This window comes from Bifidobacterium sp. WK012_4_13 (assembly GCF_041080835.1).
Lineage (GTDB): Bacteria > Actinomycetota > Actinomycetes > Actinomycetales > Bifidobacteriaceae > Bombiscardovia > Bombiscardovia fermentum.
Genome location: NZ_CP129683.1, coordinates 876,081 through 889,958, shown reverse-complemented (window position 1 = coordinate 889,958; position 13,878 = coordinate 876,081). Strand labels below are relative to the sequence as shown.

At 57.1% G+C, this 13,878-nt stretch carries 10 protein-coding genes; 9 read left to right on the top strand and 1 reads right to left on the bottom strand.

From position 1 onward, the window contains the following. The first annotated feature begins 32 nt into the window (after positions 1-32). The 5 genes from glmM to QN062_RS03545 all read left to right on the top strand — a co-directional run bounded on the left by glmM (position 33) and on the right by QN062_RS03545 (position 6,527). Positions 33-1,406: a phosphoglucosamine mutase gene (gene glmM, locus QN062_RS03565; protein ID WP_369342227.1), complete on the top strand. Its 1,374-nt coding sequence runs from the start codon at positions 33-35 to the stop codon at positions 1,404-1,406. A gap of 84 nt (positions 1,407-1,490) precedes the next feature. After that, positions 1,491-2,144, top strand: a complete 654-nt coding sequence (locus QN062_RS03560; protein ID WP_369342226.1) for a peptide deformylase — start codon at positions 1,491-1,493, stop codon at positions 2,142-2,144. A 147-nt stretch (positions 2,145-2,291) separates the two neighbouring features. Next, entirely contained in the window at positions 2,292-3,710 is a 1,419-nt protein-coding gene (locus tag QN062_RS03555; protein WP_369342225.1) for an MFS transporter, read from the top strand. Between the two features lie 185 nt (positions 3,711-3,895). Next, positions 3,896-4,717 (top strand): SDR family oxidoreductase, encoded by an 822-nt coding sequence (locus tag QN062_RS03550; RefSeq protein ID WP_369342224.1) that lies wholly within the window; start codon positions 3,896-3,898, stop codon positions 4,715-4,717. A gap of 364 nt (positions 4,718-5,081) precedes the next feature. Further along, entirely contained in the window at positions 5,082-6,527 is a 1,446-nt protein-coding gene (locus QN062_RS03545) for an MFS transporter (protein WP_369342223.1), read from the top strand. A 197-nt stretch (positions 6,528-6,724) separates the two neighbouring features. Here QN062_RS03545 and QN062_RS03540 read toward each other — a convergent pair whose 3' ends face one another. Further along, positions 6,725-7,891, bottom strand: coding sequence for a LacI family DNA-binding transcriptional regulator (locus QN062_RS03540; RefSeq protein WP_369342222.1), 1,167 nt, complete (start codon positions 7,889-7,891; stop codon positions 6,725-6,727). Positions 7,892-8,270: 379 nt separating this feature from the next. On the opposite strand from QN062_RS03540, the gene QN062_RS03535 reads away from it, so the two are divergent. The 4 genes from QN062_RS03535 (at position 8,271) to QN062_RS03520 (ending at position 13,871) form a co-directional block, all read left to right on the top strand. Then, positions 8,271-9,917, top strand: coding sequence for an ABC transporter substrate-binding protein (locus QN062_RS03535; protein ID WP_369342221.1), 1,647 nt, complete (start codon positions 8,271-8,273; stop codon positions 9,915-9,917). A 284-nt stretch (positions 9,918-10,201) separates the two neighbouring features. After that, positions 10,202-11,197, top strand: coding sequence for an ABC transporter permease (locus QN062_RS03530; RefSeq protein WP_369342220.1), 996 nt, complete (start codon positions 10,202-10,204; stop codon positions 11,195-11,197). Positions 11,198-11,202: 5 nt separating this feature from the next. Next, positions 11,203-12,213: an ABC transporter permease gene (locus QN062_RS03525; protein WP_369342219.1), complete on the top strand. Its 1,011-nt coding sequence runs from the start codon at positions 11,203-11,205 to the stop codon at positions 12,211-12,213. Beyond that, a complete protein-coding gene (locus QN062_RS03520; protein WP_369342218.1) occupies positions 12,210-13,871 on the top strand; it encodes an ABC transporter ATP-binding protein in 1,662 nt (553 codons plus the stop codon). Before QN062_RS03525 ends, QN062_RS03520 begins: the two co-directional genes overlap by 4 nt. Positions 13,872-13,878 lie beyond the last annotated feature (7 nt).

The window sequence follows — 13,878 nt, the reverse complement described above, 5'->3', positions numbered from 1 at the left end:
TTCAATGAATCGCGAGCATAAAGAAGGGCAAGATGCCAAGACTTTTCGGAACTGATGGCGTGCGGGGACTGGCCAATCGAGATTTGACAGCAAGGCTTGCACTCGACTTGGGAGATGCGGCAGTTCGGGTCCTGGGCAGCCGCGATCAGACGGGCGGAAGGCGCCGTGCACTGATCGGGCGTGATACGCGCGTCTCTGGAGACTTTCTCGCTTCGGCGCTGGCAGCCGGCATGAGTGCCGGCGGCTTCGATGTGATCGATGTCGGCATCATCCCGACTCCTGGCATCGCATATCTCACCTCCGTGCTCAACGTTGAGATGGGCGCTGTGATATCGGCATCCCATAATCCGATGCCAGACAATGGCATCAAGTTCTTCGCGCGTGGCGGCTTCAAGTTGCCCGACTCGAAGGAGGACGATATAGAGAAGGTTCTCGGGCAGGACTGGGACAGACCCACAGGCAAGGACGTGGGCAGAGTGTCGCATGACACCGTCACTGCCACGAACAGCTACATCGAGCATCTTGTGGATGCGGTCGCTCCGATGGGAGCCGATAAGACCCGTCCGAAGCCGCTTGCTGGTCTGCGCATCGTAGCCGATTGCGCAAACGGCGCAACCTCCGTGGTGGCTCCTGAAGATCTGCGCCAGGCTGGTGCGGATGTGGTCGTCATCAACGCGTCGCCGGATGGATACAACATCAACAAGCATGCGGGATCGACCCATCCCGAGCAGCTGCAGGCGATGGTGACGGCATCGAAGGCCGTTATGGGAGTGGCCTTCGATGGTGATGCCGACCGGTGCCTCGCCGTGGACGAAGACGGGAACATGGTCAACGGCGACCAGATCATGGGCATTCTGGCACGAGCCAAGCAGCGAGACGGCAAGCTTGCCAACAACACTCTCGTCGTCACAGTCATGAGCAACCTGGGCTTGAAGCTTGCCCTCAGGGACATGGGCATCGCCACGGTTCAGACGGCAGTCGGCGATCGCTACGTTCTCGAGGAGATGCTGCGCGGCGGGTTCACGCTTGGCGGCGAACAGTCCGGCCATGTCATCAACCGTGAATTTGCGACGACCGGCGATGGCACGCTCACGGCCCTGACCTTGGCGAATGAAGTCGTCCGTAGCGGCAAGTCGCTCAAGCAGCTCGCCGCAGATTTCCCGCAGCTTCCACAGCAGCTGATCAACGTTCGCAATGTCGACAAGCTCGCCGCCACGACGAATGCCAAGGTGCAGGATGCGGTCGAGCATGAGGAGAGTCTGCTCGGAGAGACCGGCCGTGTGCTGCTTCGTCCAAGTGGAACTGAGCCGCTTGTCAGGGTCATGGCCGAGGCCGAGACTCAGGAGCAGGCCGATGCGACCTGCGAACGATTGGCCCAGGTCGTCAAGGACGAGCTGTCCCTCTAATCCGTACGAACGCATGCAGTCATATTGCTGCATGCGGGCAGACTCCGCTGCTGCCCATACAATCACTTATATCATGGAGGCAAGGTGTTCCCCGGTCATAGCAAGATAGACGCCAATCTGAACACTGCAATCGATGCGATGCTGAAGGAGGCGGGCAAGGAACAGCTGCTCGGCATCGTCGAGGCCGGGGATCCCGTCCTGCGTCAGCGAAGCATGGCATACACGGGTCAGCTCGGCAGAAGAACCTTTCACCGGCTTGTCGAAGCCATGCGCGTCACCATGCTTGACGCTCCCGGCGTGGGACTTGCGGCACCGCAGGTCGGCATCCCGCTGACCCTCGCCGTGGTCGAGGACCATGTTCGCGATGATGAGACCGATCCTCGGGAAATAGCAGAATTCCCGTTCCATGCCATCATCAACCCACGCTATGAGCCAATTGGGACGCAGACGCGCAGCTTCTATGAGGGCTGCCTTTCGGTTGACGGCTTCCAGGCTGTCCGCAGGCGCTGGCTTGACATCGACGCGACGTGGCTTGACGAATCAGGCAACGAGCACCATGAAAAGCTTCATGGGTGGCCGGCCCGCATCTTCCAGCATGAGACCGACCATCTTCATGGCGAACTCTACATTGACAAGGCCGAGATCCGTAGCTTGAGCACGGGAGAGAACCTTGACGAATACTGGGCTTTCGAGGCCACACCGAACACCGCCGCGAAAGAGCTCGGCTTCGAACTCTGACTTTGTCCGGCCGATAGGAGCACACTGATGCGATATGTGTGCAGCGGTTATGCTGCGGGCATGCCTTATCTGCCATGAACTGTAGTATGCAGCTGTCTGATTTGTGTGGTCTGCCGCGAGAACCGGCGGGTCAAGGGGGAAACATCTATGCGTGAGGTTAGCCTACGGTCCAAAACAGCAATCTTCTCCGTAGGATTGCTCACGTTTTTGGGAATCCTGACCGAGACCTCCCTGACCGTGGCATTCCCGATATTGATGAAGGAATTCAACGCCAGTCTGGACAGCGTGCAGTGGCTGACTTCGGGATATCTGCTCATGGTCACCGTTGTCATGTGTTCCACCGCCTATCTCAACGAGCGGTTTCCCGCACAGGCCATGTTCCGGTTCGCGGTCGTGTCGTGCTTTCTTGGCTCCCTGCTCTGCGCGGTGGCTCCTAATCTCGCCCTACTGATGACTGGCCGTCTGCTGCAGGCCATGGCGACGGGCATCGCAACGCCGTTGATGTATCACCTTATCTTTGAACTGATCCCATTGCACCGTCTTGGCTTCTATGTCGGTCTGGCAGCGATGGTCGTTTCTCTCGCACCCGCTCTTGGTCCGGTCTATGGCGGCGTGCTTACCAACTTCCTGTCGTGGCGAATGATTTTCTGGATTCTTGTGCCGCTCATCGCGGTTCTGGCGGTTGTCGGGTTCAAGGCCGTCGCTCTGCCGGCATCCGAGAAGCCGCGCCGCTTCGACGCCATTGGTCTGGCTCTTCTTGCGGTCAGCATGCTGGGAATGATCGAGGTGGTCAATCAGATTGGCCGTGAGGGGGTTGCGAACTGGGGCTTCGCCATCCGCGCCGCAATCACTGTGGTGGCCTTGGTGCTGCTCGTGCTCCACGCCATGAATGGCAAGCGGCAGATCATCAACTTCAAACTTCTCACGAACACCGTCGTGAGGCTCCGTGCGAGCAACTACTTCATATTTCAGTTCACCAACATCGGCATCGCATTCGTCCTGCCGATGCTTGCGCAGAAATATATGGGCACGAGTGCGCTCATCGCAGGGCTGATCATGCTCCCCGGTTCGATCGCAGGGGCTTTCATATCTCCCTTTGCCGGCAAGACCTATGACAAGCATGGCCCGCGCATAACGATCACCCTGGGCAATGTCTCCATGATGCTCGGCGCGGCCCTGCTCTGGGTGTTCACCCGGTCAGTGACAGTGCTCACTCTGACCTTGATCTATGTCTTCATTCGCGTCGGCTTCAATCTTGGCTTTGGAAGCACCATGTCAGATGCAACCAAACGTGTCGATCCCGCTGAAAAGGGCGATGTGAACACGATGTTCAACACTTTCCAGCAATATGCCGGCTCTCTTGGAACTTCCGTCCTGGCCGCTGCGATCACCGGATATCAAGGTCGGATGGGCGCTGCGAATGCGGGCGAGGCGGTTGCGTCGGGATCTCAGCTTGACTTCCTCATGCTCACCGTCCTGGCGTTCATCGGTGTCGTTCTCACCTTGCTCACCTACCGCCTTGATTCGCCCAAAGCAAAGAACGTTATCGCAAAGGTTCATGGATAGGTCACACTGGTGTCTGAGGGCAGGCACAGTAGTGTCCTTGAACGCAGTCGTTGCCACGGACGCTCGTCGCCGGTGGCTGGCGATGCGTTCGCCGGACATGTGGGATTCGCAGGATGCGCGGACGCATGCATGGTGTTTCAAAGCGTGACAGATATGGCAGATATGACAGACGATAGGGAGTGCATATGGCTGATTCAGTGAATCAAGAGCAAAGCTTCAGAATAGGCGCGGAGTCTTCGCCGACAAATTCCGTCAGGCGCGTCGTCGTGACCGGAGCTTCAAGCGGCATCGGTGCTCAGACGGCCACAAGGCTTGCAGCCGATGGCTGGAGCGTCGTGGCGCTTGCAAGGCGAGAGGATAGGTTGAAGGCGGTGGCCGATGCCATCAAGGCCGATGGTGGCGCGTGCGAATACAAGGTCTGCGATGTCACCGACGAGGAATCGACTGACAGGGTGGTCAGTGAGATAGTGGCAGAAGGGCCGGTGAAGGCGCTCGTGAACTGTGCCGGAGCCGCATTCGGCAAGGACCCGGTAGCAACGGCGCGGTTGGAGGATTGGCGTGGAATGTATGAGCTCAACGTTCTGGGAACGCTGAGAATCATTCAAAAGCTGCTGCCGACGCTCAAGCAGTCGGAAGGGACGGTGCTCATCGTCTCCTCCACCGCCGGGATAGAGCCCTATGAAGGTGGATCGGGATATTGCGCGTCAAAGTTCGCGGAGCGAGTCATGGCGCGTGTGCTGCGGTTGGAGCAGGTTGGTGAACCGATTCGCATCATCGACGTCTCGCCGGGCCTGGTGCAGACCGAGGAATTCTCGCTCAAGCGTTTCGGTGGAGACCATTCCAAGGCCGACAGCGTCTATGAGGGTGTTCCAGATCCGCTTCATGCCGATGACATTGCCGAATCGATTCGTTGGGCTCTGGACCTTCCAGACACGGTCGACGTCGATTCGATCGTCATTCGACCTCGCGCCGAGGGCTCCTACACCAAGCTGCATCGAGAGGGCTGAGGCCAGCGTCCGATTTCGGCACTCCCATGCGGGGCGGCTCGTCGTTGACAGGCCGCCCCGATGCGGCTCATGCGGCAGCTATGAAAATCTCATATATTCTCCGGCTTCGCCCCATAGAGACATTGCCGTCCCTCGACCTGAAATATGGCACGTACCGCGTGCAAACTCAGCTTATAGCCACAACCGGGGTTCAAGTAGTGATATTTTCCTTGTTCTGAGCGCCATGCATGTTACGATTCTGTCTCACGGCTCCCACAAGGACCACAGTCATCCAGTCATCTACACTTTGTCACGGCTTCGACCACTACAAGTAGCGAATTCGCCATCGAGAAGACTTTTTTGCACGAAAACGAGAAGGGTAATCGTGTCATCTTTGTCCTCGTCGATCCAAGAATCGACAACAGCAACATCACAGTCCACGGCAACGATCCAGGAATCTGCCAAGCCACTGAACTCTCCGGCAAGAGTCATTGCGGCAAGCCTGGTTGGAACGACCATTGAGTTCTATGACTTCTATGTCTATGCAACTGCCGCCGTTCTGGTCTTTCCCAAGCTGTTCTTCCCGGTCACCAACAACACGGCATCGCTGATGGCCTCGTTCGCCGTATTCGGCGCAGCCATGGTCGCGCGCCCGATCGGAGCTGTTTTCTTCGGCCATATGGGGGATAAATATGGCCGCAAGACGACTCTGGTGACTTCGCTGCTCACCATGGGCATTGCCACATTCATTATCGGGTTCCTGCCCACCTATAACCATATTGGCGTGATTGCGCCGATCTTCCTGCTGCTGCTCCGTCTGACCCAAGGATTTGCGCTTGGAGGCGAATGGTCCGGGGCCGCTCTTGTGGCTACTGAGAACGCTCCTGCGAACAAGCGTGCATGGTACGGAACCTTCCCGCAACTGGGCGCACCGCTTGGCTTCATTGTGGCGAACGGTCTGTTCCTCATCATCAACTATGCGCTTCCTCATCCGCAGAGCTCGCTTCTGCAGTCCGAGGCGTTCCTGAGCTGGGGTTGGAGAATCCCGTTCGTGTTCTCGGCGGTCATGGTCGCCATCGGTCTGTGGGTTCGATTGAAGCTCGTCGAATCGGAGGCCTTCAAGAAGGCGCAGAAGCAGGGCGCCATCGTGAAGATGCCACTTGCGGACACACTTCGGCATCATTTCAAGGCCGTCGTTCTCGGAACGTTTGCGATGCTCGCAACATACGTGCTGTTCTATTTCATGACGACATTCAGCCTCACCTATGGAACCGCCGCGAGCGACGGCAGCCCCGCAGGACTGGGAATCACCTATACCGACTTCGTGCTGATGCAGATCGTCGGCGTCGTGTTCTTCGGGATCTTCACGCTTGTGTCAGGACCATTGGCTGACAGGATGGGGCGCCGCAAGCTGCTGCTGATCGTTACGGGCGTGATCATTGCATTCGGTCTGCTGTTCCCGTTCTTCCTCGATGGCCGTGGCGGGCAATCCTCGACCACATGGTTCGCGGAATCCTTCCTGATCGTGGGCTTCACTCTGATGGGCTTTACCTTTGGACCCATGGGAGCCCTTCTTCCTGAACTCTTCCCGACGAATGTGAGATACACGGGGTCGGCGATCGCGTACAACGTCAGTTCCATCCTTGGCGCCGCGCTCGCCCCACTGATTGCGACGGCATTGTGGAGCGCCGCGCACGGAAGTACCTGGCTTGTCGGTGCGTATCTCTCGGCAGCTGCCGTCCTGACCTTGATCTCCCTCATATTCACCAGGGAAACGAAGGACATGGATTATGAGAATGACGTTGCCGGTTCTGAAGTGACGAGCCTGTAGTCTCAAGACAATCGCGCGCTGCGAACCTTTTGAACCATAAGCGGCATCTCGGCCTGTGAATAGGGCTGAGATGCCGCTTTGCCATTGCCGCTCACGCCTGGACGTCTGTGAAGGGCGCGTATGAATCGCAATAGGCGAGTAATGAGTGATGGTTGAGTGGTGACTGAGCGTGATGATGGAGTGGTGACTGAGCGAGGTCAGTCACCACCTCGAGCTGGTATCCTGCCTTCCGAGCTCTCCCGCAGCAGCAGGGTGACCGGAAGTTCTGTCGAGAAGGGTTCCGCGTCCGGGTTCTCGAGTCTCTGGACCATTGTGCTCACGGCCGCGCGTCCAAGATTGCGCATGGGCTGGCGAACCGTCGTGATTCTGGGCTCGTTGGTCTCGGATTCCTTGATGCCATCGAATCCGGTGACGATCACATCCTGCGGGATGCGAATGTCGTTATCCATCAGCGCCCTGCACACGCCAAGAGCCATCTGGTCGTTCGCGCAGACCAATGCGCGTGGAATCTTATGTCGTGAAATCATGTCCTGGGTGATCGTGCGGGCAATCGTCCATGAAAATTCCGCCCTATAGATCGGCACGGTCTCGGGATTCATGTTCCGGCTTCGAAGCCCCTCGCAGAATCCGACATAGCGCTTGTGGTTGTCGGGGGAGTCGTCTGGGCCTGCGATATAGGCAAAATCATCGATATGGTGTCTGTCGATGAGATGCTGAACCAGCGTTCTCATGCCCTTGCGATTGCTGACTCTCACAAGGTCATATCCGCTCTCGTTGTCAGAGGGGGCGTCTGCGACCATCACGACGGGCACCCGGCGTCTGAGAAATTCCAGAGTCGAATCGGGAACGCTGCGTGCCATCACTATCAGGCCATCCACCTTGCCAGCCATGTCGCTCGCCAGTTGGGTCAGTCCCTTCTCATTGCGGTTCAATCCCAGATTGACCATCAGTGACAGTCCGCGCCGCCAGGTCTCAAGCTCGCAGCCTCGAAGCACCTGATCGAAATACAGGGAGTCATTATGATGGTTGTCTCGTCGCGGCGGATCGAATTCGACATTCGCCTCGTCGACGCTGCTGAGGGTGAAGTCGCTCAGGTCGTCAAGTTCATCAAGGTTTGACATGAACAGGCCGATGACGCCCGTCCTTCGTGCCGCAAGGCTTTGTGCGCTCCCACTGGGTACGTATCCCAGACGTTCGATTGCCTGGTCGATGAGTTCGCGCGTGGCGGGCCTGACGCTGTCTGGCTTTCGCAGTGAGCGCGAGACGCTTGCAATCGAAACGCCCGCCTCCCTTGCGACATCGTATACGGTCGGTTTTTTGGATGACACCATTGCCCCCAGGAGACTCGAAATGAATTGAATCATGAAGAAACGCATCGGTGAATGAACGAAATCCATTTACATACATTTCTTACATCTGAATCACAGTGTACACACAAAAAACACTTTCTTGATAGCGCTAACAATCCGGCGTGTCGAGAATTTCAAACTTAAGAACATTGGAACTAAGCCGTTTGTAACTATGAAAGAAAAAAATTGCCCAGTATTTTGCAAAAGATGTTGTAAGCGCATACAATTGTTTCTGCCAGTTGAATCAAGCGATTCCTCCGTGCCCTGAGACCGTGATGTTTCTCAATGACGCTTCACGATCGTCCAGCACATGGATTCGTTCAGATTACAGCGGTGGCGTGCGCGTCAAGATGTTGAGCACGTCATTTGTCAACGTGGACAGGAAGAAGCGGAAATGAATACTAAACACCTAGTGGTACGCGCAGTCGCTGCCCTAGCTGCCGCGACCATGACCATTGGTCTTGCTGCATGCGGCAATTCCGACGCTCAGTCGTCAGGGGGGAGCTCATCGACCCAGATTCTCTTCGGAGGAGATAACGGCAGCCCTACATTCACCAAGAATTTCAACCCATTCTCAAGCAGCAAGCGAACCGGAATCAACTTCATATACGAACCATTGATGGTCGTGAACAGCATCAACGGCAAGGAGACGCCGTTCCTGGCCACTTCGCACAAGATCGTCGATACAAAGACGATCGAATACACCATCCGCTCGGGCGTTAAATGGTCAGATGGCAAGGCATTCTCGGCAAGCGACGTCGCATACACCTTCAACCTGCTGAAGCAAAACAGCGCGCTTGACACCTTGGGCGTCTGGCAGCACATCGCTTCGATCAGCACCAGCGGAGATACGGTCACCTTCAATCTCAAGGATGCGGACATCCCTGCAGTGAAGATCATCGATCAGCAGCTCATCGTTCCCCAGCACATCTGGAAGAGCATCAAGGATCCCGTCAAGGACACCAACGCGACCCCAGTGGGAACCGGACCATACAAGCTCGGCAGCTACACGCCGAACCAATACACCCTGACGAAGAACGCGAGCTATTGGCAAGCGAGCAAGGTCGCCGCGGCTTCCATTGTGGTTCCTGCATCGAACAAGGCGCTCGACATGGTCAACAAGGGCTATGACTGGGGCTATATGTACATGAACGATGTCCAGAAGACATGGGTTGGCGCCGACAAGCAGCACAATCATTATTGGTTCCCTCCGGGTGGCACGGTCTCTCTCTTCCCGAATCTCACCAAGGCTCCATATAACAACGTCAACTTCCGTCTTGGCCTGAGCAGCGCCATCGATCGCACGGCGATCGCCAAGAACGCCGAAGAGGGATACGTCGATGCCTCGACGCAGACGGGTCTGCTGCTTCCCAACCAGAAGTCCTGGGTCAACTCCAGCATTCCGAACAGTGGCGTCGTCAAGCAGAGCAAGGCCACTGCGCTGAAGTACTTCGCGAAGGCGGGATACACCGAGAAGAACGGCAAGCTCGTCGACAGCTCAGGCACCCAGCTCACCCTGACCGTCACCGTTCCCAGTGGTTACAGTGACTGGCTGCGAGGCGTGGAAACACTGCAAAGCCAGCTCAGCGCAATCGGCATCACGGTCAAGCTCAACCAGCCTCAGCCAGCCGCCTACACACAGGCGCTGAACAACGGCGACTATGATCTCATCGTTTCCTCCTTCGGTGGAACCGGTGATGTCTATACGGATTACAACAACCTGCTCAATGGTGACTTCTATCAGCCGGTAGGAACCGCGGCATCGGCCAACTTCGAGCGTTACAAGAACAGCACGACCGATTCGCTGCTTGCACAGCTCAAGTCAACGTCGTCGACCACGGATCAGAAGAAGATCGTGGACCAGCTGCAGGAAGTGGTATATGAGCAGGTCCCCGTCGTCGGAATGTTCTATGGCGGTCTGTGGAGCCTCTACAGCACCAAGAACTTCACCGGTTGGCCAACGGAGGAGAATCCATACGCTTCGCCGACCACCTGGACGTCGCAGGTGCTGATGGTGGTGACTCACCTCAAGAAGGCCTGAGCCATTCCCGGCCTGACTGCCTTTGCGCCGTCAGGCCATGGAGGACCAGAGCATCATGCCGTTCGCGGAGTTGCCGAGATTCATTGCAGTGTCTGCAACTGAGACAGCTTCGCAACGGATGCGCATGTCGGGCTTGCTGCGGTTCATACAGTCCACAGTCATGAACCCACGCAAGCCCCGTGCGTCCGGTCCGCATCTTTCGAACAGCCGAAGACCTGCGAGTCTCTCAGACACTGCAAAGGCCTCGGCATCTCAAACTTTTCATAACCAATAATCAATCACCAGTGAAAGGTCATCTCGTGCGCTACTATCTCGGGAAAATCGGTCTTTTCCTGCTCACCCTGTGGGCGGCTATAACCGTGAACTTCCTGTTACCTCGTATGATGCCCGGTTCTCCTGCCGACGCAGCCATAGCAAAGCTCTCCCAAAATGGTCCTGTGACGCCGGAAATGCGTGCCTCGATAGAAGCGCAGCTTGGAATACCCACAGGCAACCCATTCCAGCAGTATGTCAAGTATCTCAATGACGTCGTCCATCTGAATTTCGGAATCTCCTACAGCAACTTCCCACAATCGGTTTCGTCGCTTGTCTCGACCGCCTTGCCATGGACACTCGTTCTGGTCGGCACCGTCACCATCCTCTCCTTCATCATCGGAACCATGCTCGGTGCCGCAATGGCATGGAAGCGCGGTTCGCTCGTCGATGCGACCGGCAGCGTCGGGAGCTCGTTCTTCTCCGCATTCCCACCGTTCTGGCTTGCCTTGCTGCTGCTGTTCTTCCTTGGTTACGTGGCCAAGGCCTTCCCGACGTCGGGCGCGTATTCGGCGACGGCTGTCCCCACATTCTCAGGCGCATTCATCCTCGACGCCCTCTATCATTCGATACTTCCGGCCCTCACCATTCTGATCACCTCACTTGGCGGATGGGTCATGGGCATGAGAAACAACATGATCAACACGCTTGGCGACGACTATGTGACCTTCGCCGAGGCGAACGGTCTGCATCAGCGCACCGTCATGCTGAGGTACGCCGCGCGAAACGCTCTGCTTCCCAACCTGACCTCGTTCGGTCTGGTGCTTGGCGGCGTGGTCGGCGGCTCGCTGCTGGTCGAGCAGGTCTTCAGCTATCCAGGAATAGGCATGCTGCTGTTCCAGGCAGTCACGAACCAGGACTATCCACTGATGCAGGCATTGTTCCTGATGATCACGGTCAGCGTGCTGGTAGCGAACTTCATCGTCGATATTCTTTATGGCATTCTCGATCCAAGGACTCGGAGGTGAGTGGAATGACAGAAGCACAGAATGCAAACGTCACGGGAACCGTTCCCAACAATCCTAAGGATGACACTCAGATCGCTTCATCACATGCAGGCAGGGGAGATCATTCGCCTAGCCCGCGTCAGCACGATGCGTCTGACGACAACGCCTTCGTTCGGGGCATGAGAGTCGCGGGCCGCAGCTTCGCGACCGTCTGGTCAGTTCCCAAGGCTCGATTCGGCATCATCCTGTTCAGCCTGATAATTCTCGTTGCGATATTCGCTCCGGTCATCAGTCCATACGATCCCAAGCAGACAGGCTTCGAAACCAATGCGCAGCCATCGCTGAGCCATATCCTTGGCACGACCTCAAGTGGCCAGGACGTGTTCTCTCAGCTGATATGGGGCGGACGAATCTCCGTCATGGTCGCGATGGTGGCAGGCATTCTTTCTACCGCGCTCGCGGTGGTCATCGGCTTGAGCTGGGGATACGTCAAGTCCTTCGCAGGTGAGTTCGTCGGATTCATCGTCAACCTCTTCCTTGTGATTCCACAGCTTCCATTGATGATCGTCATCGCATCGTATCTGCAGAATGGCGGCATGAAGGTCATCATCCTGGTCATCGTGTTCACCGGATGGGCGTGGGGCTCACGAGTGCTTCGAAGCCAGACGCAGTCACTGCGTTCACGTGACTTCGTCACCGCTGCCGCGTTCAGTGGCGACAGTGCCGCGAGAATCATCTTCCATGAGATCTTTCCTAACATGCTGTCGCTCATCATCAACAACTTCTTCGGCGCTGCGACTGCCGCGGCCCTTGCGGAAGCCGGTCTGGAATTCCTCGGTCTGGGAGATTCCACGACGATCAGCTGGGGCACGATGATCTATTGGGCACAGAACAACGGCGTGATCCTCACCGGTCAGTGGGCGCTTCTGCTCGCTCCGGGTCTGATGATCGCCCTGCTTGCCGTCTCAATGACATTCATCAATTTCGGTGTCGACCGACTCAGCAATCCGCGTTTGCGTGAAGGGAGCTCACGATGAGTCTGCTGCAAATAGAGCATCTGTCCATTGAATACGACACGCCTGGAACCGAACCCGTGAAGGCCGTTCACGACGTGAACGTCAACTTGGAACAGGGCGAATTCGTAGGTCTGGTAGGCGAATCCGGCTCCGGCAAGTCAACCCTTGGCTTTGCGATCACCGCGCTTTCCCGACCGCCTGCAAGGGTGAGCGAAGGCAAGGTCATCTTCAACGGCGTCGATGTCTCGACGCTCTCTGCCGAGGAACTGCGCAAGCAGCGCCGCGGTGGCTTCGCCATGGTTCTTCAGTCGGGCATGAATGCATTGAACCCTGTGCGTACCATACGCAATCATTTCATGGACATCTTCAAGGCGCACGAGCACGTTGCGAAGGAGATGCGCGAGGCCCGCGCCGCGGAACTCATCTCGAAGGTGGGATTGCCAAAGAACACGCTGAGCCGATACCCAGGCGAGCTCTCGGGAGGCATGAGGCAGCGCGTCTCCATCGCACTCGCACTCAGCCTCGATCCCAAGCTCATGGTCTTCGACGAACCGACGACCGCCCTTGACGTGCTGGTCCAGCATGAAGTGATGAACACGATCCGGGAGCTGCAGAAGTCCGAGGGATTCACCGCGATCCTCATCAGCCACGATCTGGGCATCGTTCTGGAATCCACCCAACGCGTGCTGGTGATGCACAATGGCCGCATCGTGGAGGACGCACCGAATCGAGAGATCCTCGAACATCCTCACGACGAATACACCAAGATGCTGCTCAGCCATTATGGCGACCCACGGGCGGAGCATGTTTCCGTTCCGGGGCTGCGTACCCGCGAGCATGCCAATGAGGCATACAAGGAAAACGCCCATACGGAGGATGAAAGCACATCGCTGACGGTTTCGCACATCACGAAGACGTATCCGGCAAGAAAGCGTGGTGAGGCTGAGGTCCTAGCCGTCAACGATGTCTCGTTCACTCTCGATCCTGGGCAATCCCTGGCTTTGGTGGGAGCTTCTGGTTCGGGGAAGTCGACGATTGCGAAGATGATCACCGCCGTGGAGAATCCGACTTCAGGCGTCATCACGCTAGGTTCGAAGCATATCGAAAAAATGCGTCGTGGCCGCGATCTGCGAGCCTTGCGCTCCGACATCCAGATGGTCTTCCAGGATCCATATGCCGCGCTGAATCCATTGCACAACGTGGAATATATTCTGACTCGTCCAATCCTGAACTACACGAAGCTGCGAGGCAGCCAGGCCCGTCATCGCATGCTGGAATTGCTTGAATTCGTCGGTTTGACGCCTGTCGAGCAATTCGCCGCCAAACTGCCTCACCAGCTCTCCGGCGGTCAGAGGCAGCGCGTCGTCATTGCGCGAGCCCTGGCCAGCAACCCGAAGATGCTCATCGCGGACGAACCGGTCTCCATGCTCGACATGACCCTGCGAGCCGGAATTCTGGCTCTGCTTGATGACCTGCGCGTGCGACTCAACGTCAGCATGCTCTACATCACCCACGATCTGCTCAGCGCCCGTCTGATCACCGACAACATCATGGTCCTCAACCATGGCACCGTCGTCGAGCGGGGAGAGACGTCGAAAGTTCTGCAGCATCCACAGGACGCATACACGATTTCGCTCCTGAACGCGATACCGAAACTGCAGGTAGGGCCGCAGGCCTGATCGTTAC